Here is a 23,328-nt window from a genome sequence, read left to right as displayed (position 1 = left end):
GCATCGGCGGGGCTGTTTCGGGCAAGAAACCCTGAATTCACATCACACTGCTACCTTTTCGACCAGAATTCGCGGGCAAAGCTGCGCACCTTTTCCCAATCGGTAAATTCAATGTCCTTACTGGTGTCGGTACTGCCACCGGTAATCTTCATGATCAGCTGGATGATGCGAGTCTGCCACCAGTTATAGCGGGAGTACTGCAGCGCACCGGCAAACACACCCAGGGTTTTCGGCTTCCAGGGAGAGAGGCGCAGGAACTTCTTCATATAAGCATTGGTTTGCGGCGTCTGCTTCTCTGGCTTGCGGGCCGTCAGGTTGACACAGAAGAAGGCCGCATTGGCCACCTCCAGCTGCTCCTGATGAGCGTGAATAAAGCTGAACAGGCTGGGGTGGAAGTTGCCATAACGAATGGAGGCGCCGATCAAGACCTTGGCATACTTGCTGAGGTTGCACATCGGCAAGGTGTGCAGGTCGTGCATCACCACTTCGCATCCCGGCATCTGCTCCAGCATGACATCGACTATTTTGCGGGTTTGGCCATCCCGAGAGGAATAAAGCACCAGAATCTTGTCCATAACAACCTCAACTACGCCAGAATGCAGGAGTAAACAGTACCAGAAGCGTGAAAATTTCCAATCGACCAAACAACATGGCCAACACCAGTACCCACTGGGCCGCTGGCGAGATATTGCCGAAGTTGGCTGATACCTCTCCCAAACCCGGGCCTACGTTGGTGAAAGCCGCAGCAACAGCGGTGAATGCGGTCACTTCGTTCAGCCCCGTCATCAGCAACAGCAGCATGAACATAAAGAAGAGAATAATATAGGTGGCGAAGTAGCCCCACACCGCCTCGACGATGCGCTCGGGCACCGCCCGATTCCCCAGCTTCAAGGTATAGATGGCTCTGGGGTGAACCAACCGCTTCAACTCGCGCATCCCCTGCATGAACAGGATCATAAAACGCATCACCTTGATACCGCCCCCAGTACTGCCCGCGCAACAGCCGATAAAGGCGGAGAACATCAACAGCATGGGCAGGAACGAGGGCCAATCTGCATAGGTCGTGGTGCTGTAGCCGGTGGTGGTCCCCAGAGAGACCGCCTGGAAAAGACCGTGGTTGAGCGCCTCTTGCCAAGTGGCGTAGTGTCCGTGGGTCAGCAAGGCGACAAAGCAGATCATCACCAGGGTCGCCTGAATGGCCAGGAACACCTTGAGCTCCGAATCATAGAGGTAGCGCCCGAGCCGCACCGGACGGTGAGAGAAGACGGTAAAGTGGAGCGCAAAGTTCACGCTGGCCAGCAGCAGGAACACCACGGTAATCAGGTTGATGACCGGACTGTTGAAGAAACCGATGCTGGCATCGTGAGTGGAGAAGCCACCGACCGACAGAGTCGAGAACGAATGGCACACCGCATCGAACAGCGTCATTCCGGCGAGCCAGTAGGCCAGCGCACAGAGCGCGGTCAGCAGCAGATAGATGAACCAGAGCGCCTTGGCCGTTTCGGCGATGCGCGGCGTCACCTTGGTATCCTTCACCGGCCCCGGGATCTCGGCGCGATAGAGCTGCATGCCCCCGATACCCAGCAGTGGCAGAATGGCCACCGCCAGTACAATGATCCCCATCCCCCCCAGCCACTGCAGAAGCTGGCGATAGAACAGAAACGCCTTGGGCAGATTATCGAGCCCGGTCAGTACCGTTGCCCCTGTGGTGGTCAGGCCGGAAAAAGATTCGAAGAAGGCCTCCGAGACCGACATATCCGGCACGTCGCTCATGATGAAGGGCACTGCCCCCACACTGCCCAGCACGGTCCAGAACAGCACCACAATCAGAAAGCCCTCTTTCGAGCGCATCTCCTTCTTGTGGTAGCGATTGGGAAACCAGAGCACTACGCCGAGCAGCAGGGCGATCAGAAAAGAGCTGACGAACTCGGCACCACCACCATCCCGATAGCCAAAGGCCACCAGTGCAGGCAACAGCATGGTCGAGCTGAACAGCGCAACCAGCAGGCCAACAATGCGAATAATGCTCAGGATGTGCATTACAGCTCCCTTTCCCCAATTAAAGAGCGATGGATTCTAGCCATCTAAGGGGCTGAGGGATACCCGCCCATGAGTCCGGTCGGTCAATTCACGGTCCACCTGAGCCCAAACTGAGGACTCCCACGCCACCTGCAAGGTGACCTGCTGACCGTAATCGGCCGCCAGCAATTCGCCATTATGGCTGCTGATCAGCGACTCGACAGTCCCCATGTCACCGTAATCGCAGTGAATGAGAGAGGGAGTGCGTGGCACCTTGAGCAGGGTGGGCAGTTGCTTGAGGGCGGCACCGACGCCGCCTCCATAGGCTTTGACCAGCCCACCGGTGCCAAGCTGGATGCCGCCGTAGTAACGCACCACCACGGCGCAGATTTCACCAATCCCCGAACCCATCAGCTGGGCCAGGATCGGTTTGCCCGCGGTACCGGACGGTTCGCCATCATCGCTGAAGCCGTAAACCTGGCTATCTTGCGGCGCGCCCGCCACAAAGGCCCAGCAGTGATGGCGAGCGGCCGGATGTTGGCGTTTGATCTCGTTGACCCACCCCTTGGCCGCCTCGACGGTCGAGGTGTGGGCGATCAGGGTAATGAAGCGGCTCTTCTTTATCTCTTCGGTCAACTCCAGCGGGGCAGCCGGAATGGAGTACGCAGCCGCCATCATAGTCCTGCTTGTCTGGTCATGTTCTCCACCCCGTTGGCGTGCAGCACTATGTTGTCTTCGATGCGGATGCCGCCAAATGGCCGCAACGCCTCCACCTTGTTCCAGTTGACCCGTTTGCCCTGTTCGCCCTGACGCAGCGGCTCCAGCAAACTGTCGATGAAGTAGAACCCCGGCTCGATGGTGAACACCTGACCCACCTCCATCACCCGGGTGCAGCGCAGATAGGGGAACAGCTCGGGCGCCGCCAGGTGGGTGCCACGCTCATCCTGCATGAAACCGCCCGCATCGTGCACCTGCAAACCGAGGAAGTGGCCGAGGCCGTGAGGGAAGAAGACGTTGGTCACCCCGGTGTTGATCATCTCGTCCACCGACATATCCACCAATTCGGTCGCTTGCAGCAGGCGCGCCAGCTTGTGGTGCATCTGCAGATGCAGCTCGCTGTAGCGACGACCCGGCTTGATCTCCTTGATGATCTCCTGCTGCTGCTCGTCGAGGGCAGCAATCAGATCGGCAAACTCGCCGCGCCGCCACGCCCAGGTACGGGTGATGTCGGAGGCATAACCGTGAAAATCGACGCCGGCATCGATCAGGAAGGAGTGACGTTCCGCATCGGGCACCCGCACGGCGGACAAATGGGTGTAGTGAAGGATGGCCGCATTGCGGTTGATAGCGACGATATTGCCGTAGGGCGCCTCATTGGCTCCCTGCCCGACCGCCTTCATGTAGGCCAGATTAATCTCGAACTCGCTCGCCCCCGCCATAAAAGAGTCCTTGGCGGCGATATGGCCGCGAACCCCGATCCGGTTCGCCTCGCGCAGACACTCCAGCTCATAGGGGGTCTTGTAGGCGCGGTGATAGTGCAGGTAGTTGAGCACCGCCTCCGGATTGGGCTGGGTCAGCCCCAGCAGCTCGGCCACTTCCAGATGGCCGCCCAGATAGGCCCACTCCTGCTTGTTGGCAGGTAGATGGTCGGCCACCTGTTCCGGCCGGGTCAGGAAACGGATATCGAAGAACTCGACCCAGAAGGCATTGGGCAGATCCGCTACTTTGTGCCAGAAATCCACCGGGCGGTAGAACAGCAGGATTGGTTTGTTCACCCCGTCCACCAGCAGCCAGCAGTGGGGATTGTCCAGCACCGGCAACCAGGCTTTGAAATGCGGGTTTACCTTGAACGGGTAATCCTGATCATCGAGGAAGATGCGGTGAGTCTGGCCGGAGTGGATGGCCAGTCCGCTGAGCCCCTGTTGTTGCAGAATGTCGCGGGTGCGCTGCTGCAAGGTATCGAGGTGCTGGGCAAAAAGTTGGCTGTAGCTGCTCATGGCGTCCTGCTCCGAGGTGAATGTGATTGCAGCATAACATCAAGCGCTTGGCGGCTCGACCCGTCAAGCTGCCGCTTCGTGAGGTAACGCATACGTTACAAACGTGTTTGTTATCAACAGAGAACCAATCATTAACAAATCAAAAACAATTCAATACACTGCCGGTAGATACATGAAGTCAGGGATTACTCATGGACAACCTCTGCCTGTGGCAACCGGATCCGCTCGGGATGCAGCAATCCAACCTCTACCGTTTTATGGCGGAGGTGAACCGTTTCCACGGCTTGCAGTTGCAGAACTACCCGCAGCTTTATCAATGGTCGGTGGAGAAGACCACCCGTTTCTGGCCGCTGGTATGGCAGCACTGCGGCGTCAAGGGCGAGCTCGGCAACATAGTGGCGGAGAACCGTCAGGATATGCAGCGCACCCGCTGGTTCCCCGATAGCCGCCTCAACTTCGCCGAAAACCTGCTGCGCCGTCAGGACGAGAGCCCGGCTATCATCTCCCGCATCGAAGGTAGCCCAAGCCGCACCCTGAGCTGGGGTGAACTGAGTGATCAGGTTGCCCGGCTGGCTCAGTGGCTGCGTCATCAGGGGATTGGTCGTGGCGATGTGGTTGCCGCCTATCTGCCCAATATTCCGGAAACCGTGGTTGCCATGCTGGCAACCACCAGTCTGGGGGCGATCTGGACCTCCACCAGCCCCGACTTTGGCGAGGCCAGCGTGATGGAGCGCTTCGGCCAGACCCGGCCGCGGGTGCTGTTTGCGGTGGATGGCTATCGCTACAACGGCAAAGCTATCGATATTCAGGACAAAGTAGTAGGGGTCGTCAGCCAGATCGGCAGCATAGAGCAGACGGTGATGATCCCCCTGCTCGGCAACCCGCTGCAGCTTGGTCACGACTGGCAGCAAGTGCTGGCGAGCCAGCCGGACGCCAGCCTCCAGTTCGAGCCGATGGCCTTCAATGACCCGCTCTATATCCTCTATTCATCCGGCACCACCGGCAAACCCAAGTGCATCGTGCACGGCATCGGCGGCACCCTGCTGCAACACCTGAAAGAACACCAGCTGCACTGCGACATCAAACCGGGGGAGCGGATTTTCTACTTCACTACCTGTGGCTGGATGATGTGGAACTGGCTGGTGAGCGCCCTCGCCTCCGGTGCCACCCTGGTGCTCTATGACGGCTCGCCATTTTATCCGGATGGCAACGTGCTGTGGGATCTGGCCCGCGACGAGCAGGTCAGCTTGTTCGGCACCTCGGCCAAGTATCTCGATGCACTGCACAAGCAGGGTTATGCCCCCATCAAGACCCACGATTTGCCGCACTTGCGGCTGATCTGCAGCACCGGATCTGTGCTGTCGCCGGAGGGGTTCGACTACGTCTATCAGCAGATCAAGCAGGATGTGCAGCTCAGCTCCATCTCCGGCGGTACCGACATCTGCTCCTGCTTCGTCATCGGCAACCCGCTCAGCCCGGTCTATCGCGGCGAGAGTCAGGGGCGCGGCCTCGGTCTCGCGGTGCAGGTGTTCAACGAAGCGGGCCAGCCGGTGCAGGGGGAGAAGGGCGAGCTGGTCTGCACCAAGCCGTTCCCAGCTCAGCCCATCTACTTCTGGGGCGACGAGAATGGTGACAAGTACCACGCCGCCTACTTCGAGCGGTTCGACAACATCTGGTGCCACGGCGACTGGATCGAGCTGACCCCGACCGGCGGCATTCTGTTCTACGGCCGCTCCGACGCCACCCTCAACCCGGGCGGCGTGCGCATCGGCACCAGCGAGATCTATCGCTACGTCGAACAGCTCGACGAAGTGGAAGAGAGCATCGTCATCGGCCAGCAGTGGCAGCAGGACGAGCGGGTGGTGCTGTTCGTCAAGCTCAAGGCGGGCAGCAAGCTGGATGAGCCGCTGCGCGAGCGGATCCGTCAGCAAATAAAACAGCACTGCACCGCCCGCCACGTGCCCGCCCGCATCCTGCAGGTGGATGCCATCCCCCGCACCAAGTCCGGCAAGATCGTCGAACTGGCGGTGCGGGAAGTGGTACACAACCGACCGGTCAACAATACCCATGCCCTCGCCGATCCCGAGGTGCTGAACCAGTATCGCAACAGGCCGGAACTGGCCAGTTGATAACAAACTCACATCCATCGGAGGCGCCACAAGGCGCCTCTCTTTCGCCCGTTTTGTGATGAAGAGCTTTTACTCGAGATCTGTTAAACAAATGTTTTAAATAGGTGTTGAAAATGTCTCCTTTTGGATCAATAGTGAGCCTCGCCCCCTGCTGGGGATTAAGGAGCACCACTCCCCACTGAGTGGGAACAAGGAGACACTCTCATGATCTACCAAGGCGAAACCCTGTCGGTCAGCTACCTCGAAAACGGCATCGCCGAGCTGAGGTTTGATGCCCCGGGTTCAGTCAACAAGCTGGATCGCGCTACCCTGCTCTCCCTGAGCGAAGCGATCGCCGCATTACAACAAGAACGTGAACTAAAAGGTCTGATCCTCACCTCCGGCAAAGACGCCTTTATCGTCGGTGCCGACATTACCGAATTCCTGGAACTGTTCGATCTGCCGCAAGAAGATCTGCTCGGCTGGCTGAAAAAGGCCAACGACATCTTCAATGCCATCGAAGATCTGCCGGTTCCGACCCTCTCCGCCATCAAGGGCCACGCTCTGGGCGGCGGCTGCGAGACCATTCTCTCCACCGACTTCCGTCTGGCCGACACCAGCGCCAAAATCGGCCTGCCCGAGACCAAACTCGGCATCATGCCGGGCTTTGGCGGCACTGTCCGTCTGCCGCGGGTGATCGGCGCCGACAACGCGCTTGAGTGGATCACCACCGGCAAGGACTACCGTGCCGATGACGCCCTCAAGGTGGGCGCCATCGACGCCGTGGTCGCCCCGGATGCACTGCAGAGCGCGGCGCTGCAGATGATTAAGGACGCCATCGCGGGCAAGCTGGACTGGCAGAGCCGTCGCGCCGCCAAAAAAGCGCCGCTGCGCCTCTCCAAACTGGAAGCCATGATGAGCTTCACCACCGCCGCCGGCATGGTTGCCGCTGTGGCGGGCAAACACTATCCGGCGCCGATGACTGCGGTGAAAACCGTCGAAGCCGCCGCAGGTATGGGCCGTGACGAAGCGCTGGTCGTTGAAGCACAGGGCTTTATCAAGCTGGCCAAGACCGATGTCGCCAAGGCACTGGTCGGCATCTTCCTGAATGATCAGCACATCAAGGCGCTGGCCAAGAAGGCGGCCAAGCAGGCGAGCAAGGCCACTGGTCACGCCGCCGTACTGGGTGCCGGCATCATGGGCGGCGGCATCGCCTACCAGTCTGCCAGCAAGGGCATTCCGGCGGTGATGAAGGACATCAACGAGAAGGCGCTGGCACTTGGCATGGGCGAAGCCACCAAGCTGCTCAACGGCCAGCTCGAGAAGGGCCGCATCGACGGCATCAAGATGGGCCAGGTGCTCTCTGCCATTACTCCGACCCTCAGCTATGACAACGTCAAAGGCGTGGACGTAGTGGTCGAAGCCGTGGTCGAGAATCCCAAGGTGAAAGCCGCCGTACTGGGCGAAGTGGAAGGGATCATTGGCGAAGACGCCGTGCTCGCCAGCAACACCTCCACCATTCCCATCTCCCTGCTGGCCAAAGGGCTGAAGCGCCCGCAGAACTTCTGCGGCATGCACTTCTTCAACCCGGTGCACCGCATGCCACTGGTGGAGATCATCCGCGGCGAGCAGACCTCCGATGAAACCATCAACCGCGTGGTGGCCTATGCCGCCGCCATGGGCAAGTCGCCGGTCGTGGTCAACGACTGCCCGGGCTTCTTCGTCAACCGCGTGCTGTTCCCCTACTTCTTCGGCTTCAACAAGCTGGTCGCCGATGGTGCCGACTTCGCGGCCGTCGACAAGGTAATGGAGAAGGAGTTCGGCTGGCCGATGGGCCCCGCCTACCTGCTGGACGTGGTCGGCATCGACACCGGTCACCATGCCGGTGACGTGATGGCGCAGGGCTTCCCGGCACGCATGAGCAAGGAAGGCCGCACTGCCATCGACGTGATGTACGAAGTGAACCGCTTCGGTCAGAAGAACGGCAAGGGCTTCTACGCCTACGAACAGGACAAGAAGGGCAAACCGAAGAAGGTGGCCGACGCCGCTAGCTACGAGCTGCTGGCCCCCATCGCCAAGCCGAAACAGGATTTCGACAAGGAAACCATCATCGCTCGCATGATGATCCCGATGATCAACGAGGTGGTGCTCTGTCTGGAAGAGGGCATTGTCGCCACGCCAGCCGAAGCCGACATCGCACTGGTCTACGGTCTGGGCTTCCCTCCCTTCCGCGGCGGCGTGTTCCGCTATCTGGACACCATTGGTCTGGATCGCTACGTGGCCATGGCCGACCAGTATGCCGACTTGGGCCCGCTCTACCGCGTCAGCGACAAGCTGCGCGAGATGGCTGCCCAAGGCAAAACCTTCTACTGATTGCGGAAAGGAGATCCATTCATGAAAGACGTAGTCATTGTCGACTGTATCCGGACCCCGATGGGCCGGTCCAAGGGCGGCGCCTTCCGCAACGTGCGTGCAGAAGATCTGTCCGCGCACCTGATGAAATCCATCCTGCTGCGCAACCCCAACCTCGACCCGAACGAGATCGAGGATATCTACTGGGGCTGCGTGCAGCAGACCCTGGAGCAAGGCTTCAACATCGCCCGCAACGCCGCGCTGCTGGCCGGCATTCCGAAGCAGGTGGGGGCGGTTACCGTCAACCGCCTGTGTGGCTCCTCCATGCAGGCGCTGCACGACGCCTCCCGCGCCATTCAGGTGGGTGATGGGGATATCTTCATCATCGGCGGCGTCGAGCACATGGGCCACGTGCCGATGAGCCACGGCGTCGACTTCCACCCCGGCATGGCCAAGTCGGTGGCGAAAGCCTCCGGCATGATGGGACTGACCGCCGAGATGCTCGGCAAGCTGCACGGCATCAGCCGCCAGCAGCAGGACGAGTTTGCCGCCCGCTCCCACCGCTGCGCTCACGCCGCCACCGTAGAAGGACGTTTTGCCAAGGAGATCGTCGGGCTGGAAGGCCATGACGCCAGCGGCGCCCGCTTCTTCTACGACTATGACGAGGTGATCCGCCCGGAAACCACAGTCGAAACCCTGAGCCAGCTGCGCCCGGTGTTTGATCCGGTCAACGGCACCGTCACCGCCGGCAGCTCCTCGGCGCTGTCCGATGGCGCCGCCGCCATGCTGGTGATGAGCGCGGATCGCGCCAAGGCCCTCGGCCTCACGCCGCGCGCCAAGGTACGTGCCATGGCCATCGCCGGCTGTGACGCCGCCATCATGGGTTACGGCCCGGTGCCGGCCACCCAGAAGGCGCTCAAGCGTGCCGGTCTGACTGTCGGTGATATCGACCTGTTCGAGCTGAACGAGGCGTTTGCCGCCCAGTCCCTGCCCTGCGTGAAGGATCTGGGTCTGCAGGATCAGGTGGACGAGAAGGTAAACCTGAACGGCGGCGCCATTGCGCTGGGTCACCCGCTCGGCTGCTCCGGCGCGCGCATCTCCACCACCCTCATCAATCTGATGGAGGAGAAGGATGCCACCCTGGGGGTTGCCACCATGTGTATCGGTCTGGGTCAGGGCATCGCCACCGTGTTTGAACGGGTGTGATAACCAGCCGGATCGACGGGATGCACTACTGAGAGTTGTCCCTTTTCGGGGCCAGTCTGACTGGCCCCTTTTCAAGTCTGTGACGATCGCCACACGGGGTGCTCGTCAGTGGTCAGAAGCTGTCTGTTGGCCGTCCCGTTTGGGTCGGCCTTTTTTCGTTTTAATCTTATCAATAGGCTGTTATTGCCTTAAACCTCACATTAGATAGGGGGCTTGCTTGCTTTTTACTCCCCCGACAGGTTCAATCTGCACAAAAAAATGGGTGGATGCACATACATATGTCAATGAGCAAACAACTGCTGATCGTCGATGACGACCAAGAGATCCGCGAGCTGCTCAATGAGTACCTGACCCGGGCGGGCTTTCAGGTATTGACGGCGGCGGAGGGCAACGAGATGCGTCAGCAACTCGCCCAGCACAGCCCGGACCTGATTATTCTGGACATCATGATGCCCGGCGAGGACGGTTTTACCCTCTGCCAGCAGATCCGTCGTGACTCCCAGGTGCCCATCATCATGCTTACCGCCGCCTCCGACGAAGCGGATCGGGTGATCGGTCTGGAACTGGGCGCCGACGACTATATCGCCAAACCGTTCAGCCCCCGTGAACTGCAGGCCCGCATCAAGGCGCTGCTGCGCCGCGCCGAATTCCGCCAGCCGGAAAAAGAGAAAGAGCCGAGCCGCCGCCTGCGTTTTGCCGAGTGGACCCTCGACACCCTGAGCCACCAGCTGACCCATGATGATGGCAGCCTGCTGGACCTCTCCGGCAGCGACGCCATGCTGCTCGGCATGTTCCTGCAACAGCCCGGCGTGGTGCTGGATCGCGACACCATCTCGGATGCCACCCGCGGCCGCGAAAGCCTGCCGATGGAGCGCGGTATCGACGTGCAGATCAGCCGTCTGCGCCAGAAGCTGGGCGACAACGGCAAGAGCCCGCGCATCATCAAGACCATCCGCGGTAGCGGCTACATGCTGATTGCCGAGGTGCACGAGCTGCCATGAGCAACAAGTGGTCCTGGGGGGCGCTGGTGCCCCGCTCCCTGTTGTCACGGATGATCCTGCTGCTGTTGCTGGCCATCCTGCTCTCCCAGACCATTCTGACCGGCATCTGGATGCAGCAGATCCAGAAGCGGGAGCTGGAGGGGATGCTCAGCACCACCCGCAACCTCGCCATGTCTGCCGCTTCCACCGTCAACTTCTTCAAATCCCTGCCGCTGCAGTATCGCCATATCGCGCTGGACCAGCTGCGCAACATGGGGGGCAGCCGCTTCTTCGTCTCACTCAACGAGGAAGAGATACACATCAACGCCATCCCCGACAGCGAACGCAAGACGCAGGTGCTGGAGGAGGTGCAGGGGGTGCTGACCCGCAAGCTCTCCGACGCCATGGCGATCAAGGTGGACTTCTCCCGACCCGATGACCTCCACGTCTTCAACAACGACACCTTGCTGGCGGATCTACCCTCCTCCTGGGCCCGCTACACCCTGTCGCTGGAGCCGCTCAATCCACCGGTACTGGTGACCCAGATCGAGATTGAAAAGGGGGAGTGGCTCTATCTGGCGGCCCTGCTGCCCGCCCCCTACATGACCCTCGACGATACCGTGATGCCGAGCAACCAGGTGCGCTTCATCGCCCTGATGACGGTGTTCCTCTGCTTCTTCACCTTTATGCTGGTGCGCTGGCAGACCCGGCCGCTGCGCCGTCTCGCCAAGGCGGCGGTGAATCTGGGCAAGGATATTGATCAGCCTTCGCTCAAGGAGGAAGGAGCGTCGGAAATCGTGGCGGCGACCCGCGCCTTCAACATCATGCAGCACCGCATTCGTCGCTATATCGACGATAGAGAGCGGCTGTTCAGCTCGATTTCCCACGACCTCAAGACCCCCATCACCCGGCTGCGGCTACGGGTCGAACTGCTCGATGACGAGGTACAGATCGCCAAGTTCAACAAGGATCTCGACGAGCTGGAGCTGATGGTGAAAGGGGCGCTGCAGACGGTCAAAGAGACCGACATTCACGAGAATATCGAGGAGATCGACATCAACGCCCTGCTTGAGCAGATGGCGGAGTCGATGAACCTGCACGACGAGCGGCTGACCATCGAAGGCCATTGCAAGTGGCCCTATCGCGGCAAGCTGCTGGCGCTCAAGCGCTGCATCGGCAATCTGGTGGACAACGGCATCAAGTACGGCCAGCGGGTTCGCATCATCATCATGGATGACGAGGAGATGCTGATCCTCTTTATCATGGATGAGGGCCCCGGCCTGCCGGACGATCAGTTCGAGCGCATTTTCGAACCCTATTACCGGCTCAGCACGGATCAGGCTGGCACCGGCCTCGGCCTTGGCATCGCCCGCAACATAGCCCACGCCCACGGCGGCGATCTGGTGCTGGAAAATCGTCCGCAAGGTGGCCTGCAGGCCACGCTCTCCCTACCAAGGCAGTAACCTTATGAAGTGGTTGTCTTTTTCTGTCATCGCCCTGCTCTCTGCTCCCGTTGCCGCCTCCCAGGTGGAAGTGCTGCACTGGTGGACATCCGGCGGCGAAGCAAAAGCGGTCGAAGTGCTCAAATCCGAGTGGACCAAACAGGGCAACCAGTGGAACGACTTTGCAGTGCAGGGCGGCGGCGGCAAGAGCGCCATGACGGTATTGAAGAGCCGGGCACTGGCCGCCAACCCGCCCGAAGCGGCCCACCTCAAGGGTTACGAGCTCAAGGAGTGGGCCGGGCTCGGCTTCCTGCGCGATCTCACCCCCATGGCCGAACACCTCGGCTGGTACAGTCAGATGCCGCCCATGGTGCGTGCCACCCTCAGCCAGAATGGTGCCCTGATGGCGGTGCCCACCGGCATCCACCGGGTCAACTGGCTGTGGCTCAACCGCAAGATCTTCGAGCGCAACAAGCTGACTCCGCCCACCAGCTGGGCCCAGTTTGTCACCGTCGCCGACCAGCTTAAAAAACGGGGCATCACCCCGCTCGCCATCGGCAACGAGCCCTGGCAGCTGGCGGTACTGTTTGAAACGGTGGCGCTCGGTGAGGGGGGCAAGGAGTTCTACCGCAAGGCGTTCCTCGAGCAGGACAGCGCCACCCTGACCGGCCCCGACATGGTGCGGGTGCTGACCCGTTTCCAGCAGCTGCGTACCTATGTGCCGCAAAAATACGCCGGTCTGAAGTGGCATCAGGCCACCAATCTGCTGGAGAGCGGTGGCGCCGCCATGCAGGTGATGGGGGACTGGGTGAAGGGTGAACTGAGTGCCGGTAACTACCGGCCGGGTGAGGATATCGCCTGTCTGCCGAGCCCGGGCAGCGCCGGACTGTTCAGCTACAACCTCGACTCCATCGCCATGTTCAAACAGCGGGATCCGGCCCAGCTGCAGGCGCAGGGCGATCTGGCCCAACTGCTGATGACGCCGCAATTCCAGGAGGAGTTCAATCGGGTGAAGGGGTCTATTCCGGCTCTGACCAATCCCGACATGAGCAAGTTCGACCGCTGCGCCGTCCGCTCCTATCAGGATTTCCTGCTGGCGGAAAAGCAGGACAACCTGCTGCCCAGCATGGCGGAAGGGATGGCAACGCCGACCAATATGCGGCAGGCGATCCTCGATGTGCTGAGCAACTTCTTCAACGACCCCAAGGCCAACCCAGAGCAGACGGCGCTGCATCTGGAGCGGGCGATGCGCTCGACCCGCTGATCCGGGTACATTGCCAAACGGCAGAAATGACAAAGGCGGAATTGCTCCGCCTTTGTTGTTGAATCGCCATCCGATTCAGGATTGATCGTTCTCGTCCTCATCCTCGTCATAGTAATCGCTGAGCTCGATCCAGAGCCCCAACCCGACCATCACCATGGAGCCGAACCAGGTACCGGTATTCCCGATCGGGCTGCCCATCACTATCATGGCGAAGGACAAGAACCCCATGCCTGCATAGGCTTGTAATCTGCCGTAGGAGACCTGCATATTCACCTCCTTGTTGAATATGGTTCAATTTTTATATTACTCGTCCGGCGCAAGCTGGATAGGGTTGAATAACATTTCGGTTACATATGCTGGTTAATGGGTCGTTTGTTTGATTATTTTTTAGCCCTGAGTATCATTGGCAGCCGAATAGGTTGAAGGTTGATAATAGATGAGTGATTTATTCTGCGGCGCAACTCATGAGTTGGACGCAATCGGGCTTCGTTGCCCGGAACCCGTTATGATGGTTCGCAAGAAAGTGCGGCTGATGGCGGATGGCGAGACCCTGCTGGTCAGCGCCGACGATCCTTCAACCACCCGCGACATCCCCAGTTTCTGCCGCTTTATGGATCACACCCTGGTCGCCAGCGAGACAGAGCAGGCCCCCTACCGCTATCTGATCCGCAAGGGTCAATAAGCCCCCGTACCGGAGCACTCCATGACAACCATTACCCGAATCGGCACCACCCAGCGTTGGTCAGACGTGGTCATCCACAATGGCACCCTCTACGTGGTGGAAGTACCCGTCAGCGAAGAGGCCGACATCCACCAGCAGACCCGCGAAGTGCTGGCAAGCCTGCAACGCCTGCTGGAAGCCAACGGCTCCGGCGTCGACAAGATCCTGATGGCCAATATCTATCTCAAAGACATTGGTGACATCGCGGCCTTCAACGAACAGTGGGATGCCTGGATTCCGGCAGGCACCGCCCCCGTGCGCGCCTGTGTACAAGCCCGCTTAGCCCATGAAGGCTACAAGGTGGAAGTGCAGCTGACTGCGGCAGTCTAAGAGGCGCTTATCCCCCTCATCCCCGCCCCTTCTCCCACGAGGGGAGAAGGGAGCAAGCAACAAGGGGCCATTGCTCGCAACGGCTCCAATAGAAAGGCCCCGCCATTACTGGCGGGGCCTTTTCGTTACCGAAACCTGAGCGACTTAGGCGGTCGGGGTCAGGGTAATGGTCACGCGGCGGTTCTGGGCTTTGCCAGCGGCGGTGCTGTTGGTAGCAACCGGCTGATCCGGGCCTACGCCGGTGGTGGAGATGCGGCTGCCTGCTACGCCCTGACCAATCAATTGGGCAGCAACGGCATCGGCACGATCGCGGGAGAGCTTCATGTTCAGATCGCGGGAACCGGTGCTGTCGGTGTGACCGACCACGTTCAGACGGGTCTTGTCGAACTCGGCAACCACCATGGCCACGCCGGAGAGGGTGTTGGCACCGGCCGCTTTCAGCTGGGAGCTGGAGCTGTCGAAGGTCACGTTGTTCGGCATGTTGAGGATCAGCTCATTGCCATTGCGGGTCACGCTGACGCCGGTGCCCTGCAGCTTCTCGCGCAGCTTGGCTTCCTGCACGTCCATGTAGTAGCCGATACCGCCACCCAGCGCCGCGCCGGCAGCAACGCCGGTCAGGATGCCCTTCTTGCGGTCACCCTTGCTGGAAGAGAGCGCACCTACGGCCGCACCGGCAGCGGCGCCAGCCAGCGCGCCCCAGGCACCTTTGGAGGTCTGGGATTCACCTGTGTAGGGATTGGTGGTACAGCCGCTCAGGGCAACGGTCAGTGCCAGAGCTGGCACCAGGATCTTGGCTCGCATGAAAAAACCTCTGTGAAAACAATCCGGCACCATGCCGGGGGCCGGATTGTAACGCGCTGGCACGCCATTGTCTGACGCAAGCCTGAACAGATGGCGAGAGTGGTGTTTTTTTGGCCAATCGGCGGATGGTCAGCGCGGTAACTGACACTCGGCGTGGCAAGGACAGCTGACCAGATGATCATTCACCATCCCCACCGCCTGCATAAAGGCGTAACAGATGGTGCTGCCAACGAAGTTGAAGCCGAGCTTCTTGAGCGCTTTCGACATGGCATCCGACTCCGGCGAAGTCGCCGGAATATCGCCGTTGCCCTGGCGCTGGTGGACGATGGGGGCGCCGCCAACAAAGCCCCACAGGTAGTCGGCGAAGTCGATGCCTTCAGCCTCCAGCGCCAGATAGGCGCGGGCGTTTTTGATGATCGACTGCACCTTGAGCCGGTTGCGGATGATGCCGGTGTCCTGCATCAGCCGCTCTACATCCTGCTCGTCGAACCGGGCAATCTGCACCGGATCAAAGTCCGCATAGGCGCGGTAATAGCTCTCGGTACGCTTGAGGATGGTGATCCACGACAGCCCCGCCTGCTGGCCGTCGAGGCAGAGCTTGGCAAACAGCTCGCGGGCGTCATAGACCGGCCTGCCCCACTGTTTGTCATGGTATTCAATGTATTCCGGGTCCTTGGTCACCCAGGCGCAGCGCAGTTCCATTTCCTCTCCCTCGTTATTTCAGCGGTTTGCCCGACCCTGCCCACTCTGCAGGCGGCACTGCTCACATCATATACCGGACATCCCGCCCGACCAGCCAGGGCGCAGCACCATCCCGCGAATCCGCTGCAATTTCGCCTATTATCCGACCATGCCAGACGGTATACTCCCTCGGTTCACATTCAGCAAATCTTGCTCTGATTTTCACTTCGCGCGAAAAAAATTATGCAAAAATTCGATGTCAAAACCTTTCAGGGCCTGATCCTGCAGCTGCAGGACTATTGGTCCCGCCAGGGCTGTACCATCATTCAGCCGCTGGATATGGAAGTGGGTGCCGGTACTTCCCACCCCATGACCTGTCTGCGTGCCCTGGGCCCGGAGCCCATCGCCTGCGCTTACGTGCAACCGTCCCGCCGTCCGACCGACGGCCGCTACGGTGAAAACCCGAACCGCCTGCAGCACTACTACCAGTTCCAGGTGATCATCAAGCCTTCCCCCGACAACATTCAGGAACTCTATCTGGGCTCCCTGAAAGAGCTGGGCATGGATCCTGAAATCCACGACATCCGCTTCGTGGAAGACAACTGGGAAAACCCGACTCTGGGTGCCTGGGGTCTGGGTTGGGAAGTGTGGCTGAACGGCATGGAAGTGACCCAGTTCACCTACTTCCAGCAGGTCGGCGGCCTCGAGTGCAAGCCGGTCACCGGCGAGATCACCTACGGTCTCGAGCGTCTGGCCATGTACATTCAGGGCGTGGACAGCGTCTACGATCTGGTCTGGTCTGACGGCCCGCTGGGCAAGACCACCTACGGCGACGTGTTCCACCAGAACGAAGTGGAGCAATCCACCTACAACTTCGAACACGCCGATGTGGAGTTCCTGTTCCACTGCTTCGAGCAGTACGAGAAGGAAGCCCAGAACCTGCTGGCACTGGAAAAACCGCTGCCGCTGCCTGCCTACGAGCGCATCCTCAAAGCCGCTCACTCCTTCAACCTGCTGGATGCCCGCAAGGCCATCTCGGTCACCGAGCGTCAGCGCTACATCCTGCGCATTCGCACCCTGACCAAGGCCGTGGCAGAGGCATACTATGCCTCCCGCGAAGCGCTGGGCTTCCCGATGTGTCAGCGCAGTGAGAACAAGCAAGGTTAAGGAACGGACATGGCACAACATACATTTCTGGTAGAGATCGGTACTGCTGAGCTGCCGCCCAAAGCCCTGCGCTCCCTGGCCGAAGCCTTTGCCGACAACTTCAAAGCCGAACTGACCAAGGCCGATCTGGCCTTCGGCGACGTCGAGTGGTTTGCCTCACCGCGCCGTCTGGCGCTGAAGGTAAGCGAGCTGGCTGGCGAACAGCCGAGCAAGAGCGTCGAGAAGCGCGGCCCGGCCGTAGCGCAGGCGTTCGATGCCGAAGGCAAGCCGACCAAGGCTGCTGAAGGCTGGGCCCGTGGCAACGGCATCACCGTTGAGCAGGCCGAGCGTCTGGTCACCGACAAGGGCGAGTGGCTGGTTCACACCGCCAAGGTTGAAGGGCGTCCGGCCAAAGAATTGCTGGGCGAACTGGTCGCCTCCGCACTGGCCAAGCTGCCGATCCCGAAAATGATGCGCTGGGGCGACAAGACCATCCAGTTCGTGCGTCCGGTCTTCACCGTGACCCTGCTGCTGGATGGCGAGCTGGTTCCCGCCCACATTCTGGGTATCAACTCTGCCCGCACCATCCGCGGTCACCGCTTTATGGGCGAGAGCGAGTTCACCATCGACAACGCCAGCCAGTACCCGCAGATCCTGCAGGAGCGCGGCATGGTGATTGCCGACTTTATGGCGCGCAAGGCCAAGATCAAGGCTGACGTCGAAGCGGCCGCTGCCGCCTTCGGTGGCGTGGCCGATCTGGACGACGCCCTGCTGGAAGAAGTGACCGCACTGGTCGAGTGGCCTGTGGTGCTGACCGCCAACTTCGAAGAGAAGTTCCTGGCCGTTCCGGCTGAAGCGCTGGTGCACACCATGAAGGGTGACCAGAAGTACTTCCCGGTCTACGACAAGAACGGCAAGCTGCTGCCGAAGTTTATCTTCGTCACCAACATCGAGTCCAAAGACCCGAGCCAGATCATCAGCGGCAACGAAAAGGTGGTTCGCCCCCGTCTCTCTGACGCCGAGTTCTTCTTCAAGACCGACCTCAAGCAGACCCTGGCCTCTCGCCTGCCGCGCCTTGAAACCGTGCTGTTCCAGCAACAGCTGGGCACCGTCAAGGCCAAGGTCGAGCGTATCGAGACCGTCGCCGGCTTTATCGCCGAGCGTATCGGCGCCGATGTGGCTCAGGCCAAGCGTGCCGGTCTGCTCTCCAAGTGTGACCTGATGACCAACATGGTCGGCGAGTTCACCGACACCCAGGGTGTCATGGGGATGCACTACGCCCGTCACGATGGCGAAGACGAAGCAGTTGCCGTGGCCCTCAACGAGCAGTACATGCCGCGCTTTGCCGGTGATGCCCTGCCGTCCGGTCTGGTTGCCTGCGCCGTCGCGCTGGCCGACAAGTTCGACACCCTGGCCGGTATCTTCGGCATCGGCATGCTGCCGAAGGGTGACAAGGACCCGTTCGCCCTGCGTCGCGCCGCCATCGGTGCCCTGCGCATCATGACCGAGAAGCAGCTGGATCTGGATCTGGTTGAACTGGTTGAAGAAGCGGTACGCGTCTACGGCGACAAGCTGACCAACAAAACCGTCGTTACCGACGTGGTCGACTTTATGCTGGGCCGCTTCCGCGCCGCCTATCAGGACGAAGGCATCGGTGCCGACGTAGTGCTGGCCGTACTGGCCCGCCGCCCGACCCGTCCGCTCGACTTCGATCGTCGCGTCAAGGCCGTCAGCCACTTCCGCACCCTGGATGCCGCACTGGCACTGGCTGCCGCCAACAAGCGCGTGAGCAACATTCTGGCCAAGGTCGAAGGCGAACTGCCGACTGCCGTCAAACCGGAACTGCTGGTCGATGCCGCCGAGAAGGCGCTGGCCACCCAGGTTGCCGAACTGCAAGCCGAACTGGCCCCGCTGTTCGCCGCCGGTGACTATCAGGCTGCCCTCACCCGTCTGGCCGCCCTGCGCGAGCCGGTCGACACCTTCTTCAACGAAGTCATGGTGATGGCCGATGACGAAGCCCTCAAGGCCAACCGTCTGGCGCTGCTGAACAACCTGCGCAACCTGTTCCTGCAAGTCGCGGATATCTCGCTGTTGCAGTGATTTTGGTTGAGTGAGTGATATAAAAACGGCGCCGTTAAGGCGCCGTTTTTTTCATAAAAAGAAAATTCATTTGTATTTATTAATCGCAACTCGAATGCTCCTGTAATTCTCTGCTTTAAATATAGCCTTATATGGTATGTTGCATTTATTAGCTAAACCCCTTAACACAATATAATGCTCTGGAATTATCTTTGTGTATGCACTTCTTAACTTGTGAATATGTGAGTTTATAGCACTTTTCTCATCAATCGTGTCTGACACTATTGCGCATGCTAAAGCATTAAGTGCATTAAAATATCGTTCTCCAGCATTATTAATTATCATAAAAGTATTAAAATCACCTGACTGCGTAAGGTCAGACAGTGCATTGGTATATTCGTTCCCTGCCTCTATAACCTCTGATTCCAGGCGATTTGATCGATCTTGCTTTTCACATTTAATATCTTCTCTCTCTTTTTTTGTCATAAATACAGTTTTCACCGCAAATCCAGCAAAAAAAGAAAATAATGCAATTAAAATATCAACCCAATTGTCACTGCTCAACATCATCCTCATCCACCATTTTTTTCACCATAGCAAGCAAAGCCTCAATCGTGTCAACTTGTGATTTTCTAACAATACTTTCATTTACTTTAAAGCAATCTAATGCAGCCAGTTTCCCTGCATTTTCGATATCTAAGCCAGATACAATGTAATCATTTGTTTTACCATACCACTTACTTATTTCATCTTTTGTAGGGTGCTCGTCCAAACGATACTTTATAAATAGTTGATGCTCTAAAGAACGAGCCTGCTTCATAAGTTCATTAATATCCAAAACACCACCCCATCAGCTGTTGAAATTGCCTTTGACATTAGCCTTATCAAAGGACGGAAGGCAAGATTAAAGATTCTTGGACTCTCACCATTTTGACTGTAACTCGTAGGTTCGATTAGCGAAGCGTAATCGGACGTTCGCGTAAATGGATTCTCTCGCCATAACGGCCAGCCGAATTCCCCCCTCCGGCTGGCCGCCACTGTTTGACGGCAACAACCGCAATCAAAGCCTCTCGATCGTTCGATTACGCTGCGCTAATCGAACCTACAGGGGGGGGTAATGAGCTGTTATCATTTGAGACAGTGCCCAGGCCGCCACGCCCAAGAGGAAAGTCATGGATATACCTGCCGCCCCATCCCCCGCCATCTGCCAGCTGTGTCAGGAGAAAGCCGATCTCGACTTCGACTTCACCATGGCCTTTCAGCCCATCGTCGATTGCAGCCAGCGCACCATCTTCGGCTACGAGGCGCTGGTGCGGGGGCTCAACAACGAACCCGCGCAGAGCGTGATTGCCCGGGTCAACGATGGCAACCGCTACCGCTTCGATCAGCTGTGCCGGATCAAGGCCATCGCGCTGGCCGCCCGGCTCGAGATGCGGGGAATGCTGAGCATCAACTTTCTGCCCAATGCGGTCTACCGCCCGGAGCGCTGCATCCGCACCACCCTGCAGGCGGCCCGCGAGCATCTCTTTCCCATCGAGCAGATCATGTTCGAGCTGACCGAGGTGGAGCAGGTGCAGGATAGCCAGCATCTCCGCAGTATCGTTGATCACTATCAGGCCCTCGGCTTCAAGACGGCAATCGATGACTTTGGCGCCGGTTACTCGGGCCTCAACCTGCTGGCCGATTTTCACCCCAACATCGTCAAGCTCGATATGCACCTGCTGCGCGGCATCGACCATGACCCGACCCGGCAAGCCATAGTGCGCCACTGTCTGGCGCTGTTTGCCGATCTGCAGATCACCCCGCTGGCGGAGGGGATCGAGACCCGCGAAGAGATGGCCTGCCTGCGGGAGATGGGCATCAGCCTGATGCAGGGCTATCTGTTTGCCCGCCCCGGCTTTGAAACACTGCCCGAGGTGGATTTCGCCAGCTTGTAAGCAAATCGCTCTGCACTGACCCCTCAGCCCATACCCGCCCTAATAAGAAAACGGACACCCGAGGGTGTCCGTTTTTATGTCATATCACCTTGCCCCGAGGGGTTGTGTGCTGACGGTTTACAGATAGCTCTCATCGACGCCGATATGGGCCAGCGCAGCCAGTTCGAGCGGCGTCAGCTGGCTGGCAGAGTCGATCATGGTCGGCTCGCCACGGGCGGACTCGGGCAGTTGCAGCCGCTCCTTGAGCGCATCGGTCAGGCTGCCCACCAGATTGCCCATGCGGGTCAGGCGGGAGACCAGCACGGCCTCAGGGCTGCTTTCGCTATCGGCAAAGCCGGAGACCTGAGCCACCGCGAAGTCGCAGATAGCCCTGGCCCGATCACCAAAAGCCCCTTCCAGCTGTTGCAGCACCTGCCGTGCCTCGCTGTCGCCGAGACGCCCCAGCTCCGCCTGCATATGGCCGGTGTCAAAGCGCAATCGCGCCCCGGCATCTAGCCGTTCCTCTCGCGGCTTGAGCGCGGTATGGTCCACCCACGCCTGCTCGGTCTGACCGGCAAACTGCATCAGGCCGCCCAGCACCAACCGCTGGTTGGGGCGCGCCGAGGCGAGACTGTCGAGGGCATGACCAAGAGAAGAGCCCTTGGCATCACTGCCGCTGGCCAGCGAGAGCGCCAGAGTGCGCAGGGTTTGCAGATCGCCGCGGGTCTGCAACTTGGCCATGTGGGAACTGTTGATGGAGCCATCGGCAATGTGTTGATGCAGGGCATTGAGATCGCTGCTGCTCAGGGTCACCTCGGTCGAGGTTTGATCCCGCAGCAGGTAGCTGGCCTGATAGCTGATAAGATCCAGCGCCAACTTGTAGCCGGTGGCCGGGGTCTGCCGCGCCATGGCGACCTGTTCGCGGGCAGCCCCTTTGCTCTCACCGCTTTGGGCGGACGTCGCATCCGCAGTGGTGGTCGCGCTTTGCGCCGGTTCGCCAGCGATTTCAGCCTTGACGGCCCGCTGCAGGTCGGTCACTTCACCCATCGCGGTGTGCAGCTGGCTCATCGCCTCCTGCAGCAGTTCGGGGGTGGCGCTGGCGAGCAGCTCGGTCACCTTGCCCCCCACAGTGCCCCACTGCTGGAGCGGGATACCGGCGATGGGGCGGGCCAGCAGCCCGGCAGCCAACTCACGGAGTTGCGGCTGCTCGGAGCCGATGACAACGGCCTGCAACGCGGTGCAGAGCGAGCGCAGTGGGCCGTTGCCGGTCGCCAGAGTGGCGTGCTCCTTGCCCAGTTGTTCGGCGGCGATGTTGTTCAACACGTCCGCCTTGGCAAAGCCACCCAGCGAGCTACCAAATGCAGCCTGCTTCATCAGACGCTGAAGATCCTCGGGGGAAGTGGCGGTTTGCGCCTTCGGCGCTGCGGCACTCTTGCCGCTCCCCAGCAGGTTGCCGATCCACTCTTTGATGGCCACGAACGGACGGGCCAGTTGGGGCCCCAATCGCGAGAGCAGCCCCTGCCCTTTTTGCGGTTCGCTGCGGTTGCCCAGCAAGATCGCATCTTGCCCGGTAGCGACCTGACGCGCCTCCAGCTGGCCCATCCGGCCAACCCCTGTGGTTGCATCACTGTGGTGAGCGACGGCCTGTGTGCCGACGGTGTTTGCTTGAATCTGCATGATGATTGTCTTCTTGTGATGTTTCGCCGCCAGTCTAGGAGAGGCCATCAACAGGGACTATCGGGATTGGTCGCGATTTTTGTACTGAGCGCGGCGTACTATCTCGCTGACCGAAAAGCTAAAAAAAGAGAGCCACCATTAACAGTGCCGTTGGCGGTGACCTGCTCTAATGGCGCCATCATCAATCTGGAGCCATCAATGAACTCTCTTTATCACGCCGCCATCCACCAGCTGTTTCTCTCCCTCTCCCTGCCTGCGCCGCAACAGGAGGAGAGCGTCACCAGCCTGCAGATCGGCGAACTGACCTGTCACTTGACCGAACACCCGGCCGACTATCTGCTGATGTTTACCCGCCTCGACGCGGCCACCAGCGCTCAGGCGGCCGCCCAGAACCTGTTCAGTCAGGACCCGTGCAAGCCGGTACTGGGTTTCGATACCGAGAGCCTGACACCGGTACTGTGGAATCGCCAGCCCTTGCAACAGCTGGATCGCACCCAGATCCACCACCAGCTGGAGCAACTGGTACACGCCGCCAGCGAGATAAACAAAGGCCAGGACGGCACCATCCGGCCTTGAGCCATTGGCGTGACCACAACCCACGTCACCATA

General features: G+C 59.7%; 22 protein-coding genes. 12 read left to right on the top strand and 10 right to left on the bottom strand.

Annotated features, from left to right (window positions below; translation table 11 throughout):
* Positions 1–50 precede the first annotated feature (50 nt).
* From hemG to pepQ, 4 genes are read right to left on the bottom strand one after another with little or no spacing between them, the layout of a single operon-like run.
* The gene (gene hemG / locus VF684_RS17500; protein ID WP_005339483.1) at positions 51–575 is read right to left on the bottom strand and encodes a menaquinone-dependent protoporphyrinogen IX dehydrogenase; all 525 of its coding nucleotides are present in this window, start codon (positions 573–575) and stop codon (positions 51–53) included.
* Positions 576–582: 7 nt separating this feature from the next.
* Entirely contained in the window at positions 583–2,040 is a 1,458-nt protein-coding gene (locus tag VF684_RS17495; protein WP_005339482.1) for a TrkH family potassium uptake protein, read from the bottom strand.
* A 36-nt stretch (positions 2,041–2,076) separates the two neighbouring features.
* On the bottom strand, positions 2,077–2,694 hold the full coding sequence (locus VF684_RS17490) for a YigZ family protein (protein WP_139440700.1): 618 nt from the start codon (positions 2,692–2,694) through the stop codon (positions 2,077–2,079).
* Positions 2,694–4,016, bottom strand: coding sequence for a Xaa-Pro dipeptidase (pepQ, locus tag VF684_RS17485; protein WP_139440678.1), 1,323 nt, complete (start codon positions 4,014–4,016; stop codon positions 2,694–2,696). Before pepQ ends, VF684_RS17490 begins: the two co-directional genes overlap by 1 nt.
* Positions 4,017–4,207: 191 nt before the next feature.
* Here pepQ and VF684_RS17480 point away from each other — a divergent pair, with 191 nt between their 5' ends.
* From VF684_RS17480 to VF684_RS17455, 6 genes are all read left to right on the top strand, one after another.
* Positions 4,208–6,145: an acetoacetate--CoA ligase gene (locus VF684_RS17480; protein ID WP_139440679.1), complete on the top strand. Its 1,938-nt coding sequence runs from the start codon at positions 4,208–4,210 to the stop codon at positions 6,143–6,145.
* A gap of 204 nt (positions 6,146–6,349) precedes the next feature.
* On the top strand, positions 6,350–8,497 hold the full coding sequence (fadB, locus tag VF684_RS17475; RefSeq protein WP_201998784.1) for a fatty acid oxidation complex subunit alpha FadB: 2,148 nt from the start codon (positions 6,350–6,352) through the stop codon (positions 8,495–8,497).
* A gap of 21 nt (positions 8,498–8,518) precedes the next feature.
* Positions 8,519–9,682 (top strand): acetyl-CoA C-acyltransferase FadA, encoded by a 1,164-nt coding sequence (fadA, locus tag VF684_RS17470; protein WP_139440681.1) that lies wholly within the window; start codon positions 8,519–8,521, stop codon positions 9,680–9,682.
* 278 nt (positions 9,683–9,960) lie between these two features.
* Positions 9,961–10,683, top strand: a complete 723-nt coding sequence (locus VF684_RS17465; protein WP_005339475.1) for a response regulator — start codon at positions 9,961–9,963, stop codon at positions 10,681–10,683.
* Entirely contained in the window at positions 10,680–12,125 is a 1,446-nt protein-coding gene (locus VF684_RS17460) for an ATP-binding protein (RefSeq protein ID WP_005339474.1), read from the top strand. Before VF684_RS17465 ends, VF684_RS17460 begins: the two co-directional genes overlap by 4 nt.
* A gap of 4 nt (positions 12,126–12,129) precedes the next feature.
* Positions 12,130–13,368 (top strand): ABC transporter substrate-binding protein, encoded by a 1,239-nt coding sequence (locus VF684_RS17455; RefSeq protein ID WP_139440682.1) that lies wholly within the window; start codon positions 12,130–12,132, stop codon positions 13,366–13,368.
* Positions 13,369–13,443: 75 nt separating this feature from the next.
* Here the strand turns inward: VF684_RS17455 and VF684_RS17450 are convergent, their stop codons facing one another.
* Complete coding sequence (locus VF684_RS17450; protein WP_005339471.1) at positions 13,444–13,635, bottom strand: hypothetical protein; 192 nt, start codon at positions 13,633–13,635, stop codon at positions 13,444–13,446.
* Between the two features lie 169 nt (positions 13,636–13,804).
* Here VF684_RS17450 and tusA point away from each other — a divergent pair, with 169 nt between their 5' ends.
* On the top strand, positions 13,805–14,050 hold the full coding sequence (gene tusA, locus VF684_RS17445; RefSeq protein ID WP_005339470.1) for a sulfurtransferase TusA: 246 nt from the start codon (positions 13,805–13,807) through the stop codon (positions 14,048–14,050).
* 21 nt (positions 14,051–14,071) lie between these two features.
* Positions 14,072–14,419, top strand: a complete 348-nt coding sequence (locus tag VF684_RS17440) for a RidA family protein (RefSeq protein ID WP_021229265.1) — start codon at positions 14,072–14,074, stop codon at positions 14,417–14,419.
* A 144-nt stretch (positions 14,420–14,563) separates the two neighbouring features.
* Here VF684_RS17440 and VF684_RS17435 read toward each other — a convergent pair whose 3' ends face one another.
* Positions 14,564–15,220: an OmpA family lipoprotein gene (locus tag VF684_RS17435; RefSeq protein WP_005339468.1), complete on the bottom strand. Its 657-nt coding sequence runs from the start codon at positions 15,218–15,220 to the stop codon at positions 14,564–14,566.
* 129 nt (positions 15,221–15,349) lie between these two features.
* Positions 15,350–15,922, bottom strand: coding sequence for a DNA-3-methyladenine glycosylase I (locus tag VF684_RS17430; protein WP_139440683.1), 573 nt, complete (start codon positions 15,920–15,922; stop codon positions 15,350–15,352).
* A 222-nt stretch (positions 15,923–16,144) separates the two neighbouring features.
* Here VF684_RS17430 and glyQ point away from each other — a divergent pair, with 222 nt between their 5' ends.
* Both glyQ and glyS read left to right on the top strand, forming a co-directional pair.
* Complete coding sequence (glyQ, locus tag VF684_RS17425; RefSeq protein ID WP_005339464.1) at positions 16,145–17,068, top strand: glycine--tRNA ligase subunit alpha; 924 nt, start codon at positions 16,145–16,147, stop codon at positions 17,066–17,068.
* Positions 17,069–17,077: 9 nt separating this feature from the next.
* A complete protein-coding gene (glyS, locus tag VF684_RS17420) occupies positions 17,078–19,147 on the top strand; it encodes a glycine--tRNA ligase subunit beta (RefSeq protein ID WP_201998793.1) in 2,070 nt (689 codons plus the stop codon).
* Positions 19,148–19,213: 66 nt separating this feature from the next.
* Here the strand turns inward: glyS and VF684_RS17415 are convergent, their stop codons facing one another.
* Both VF684_RS17415 and VF684_RS17410 read right to left on the bottom strand, forming a co-directional pair.
* Positions 19,214–19,696: a hypothetical protein gene (locus VF684_RS17415; RefSeq protein ID WP_201998795.1), complete on the bottom strand. Its 483-nt coding sequence runs from the start codon at positions 19,694–19,696 to the stop codon at positions 19,214–19,216.
* A complete protein-coding gene (locus tag VF684_RS17410) occupies positions 19,680–19,964 on the bottom strand; it encodes a hypothetical protein (protein ID WP_201998797.1) in 285 nt (94 codons plus the stop codon). The genes VF684_RS17415 and VF684_RS17410 overlap by 17 nt, the downstream gene beginning before the upstream one ends.
* A 334-nt stretch (positions 19,965–20,298) precedes the next feature.
* On the opposite strand from VF684_RS17410, the gene VF684_RS17405 reads away from it, so the two are divergent.
* A complete protein-coding gene (locus VF684_RS17405) occupies positions 20,299–21,063 on the top strand; it encodes an EAL domain-containing protein (RefSeq protein WP_201998799.1) in 765 nt (254 codons plus the stop codon).
* 117 nt (positions 21,064–21,180) lie between these two features.
* Here VF684_RS17405 and VF684_RS17400 read toward each other — a convergent pair whose 3' ends face one another.
* Positions 21,181–22,719 carry an ADP-ribosyltransferase gene (locus VF684_RS17400; protein WP_139440687.1) on the bottom strand — a complete coding sequence of 513 codons (1,539 nt, stop codon included), beginning with the start codon at positions 22,717–22,719 and terminating at the stop codon, positions 21,181–21,183.
* Positions 22,720–22,917: 198 nt separating this feature from the next.
* Between VF684_RS17400 and VF684_RS17395 the strand changes: the two genes are divergently transcribed.
* Positions 22,918–23,295: a CesT family type III secretion system chaperone gene (locus VF684_RS17395; protein WP_139440701.1), complete on the top strand. Its 378-nt coding sequence runs from the start codon at positions 22,918–22,920 to the stop codon at positions 23,293–23,295.
* Positions 23,296–23,328: the final 33 nt, after the last annotated feature.

Source organism: Aeromonas sp. Lyrl_2, from assembly GCF_051948815.1.
Lineage (GTDB): Bacteria > Pseudomonadota > Gammaproteobacteria > Enterobacterales > Aeromonadaceae > Aeromonas > Aeromonas veronii.
This window is presented reverse-complemented; position numbering and strand designations above follow the sequence as displayed.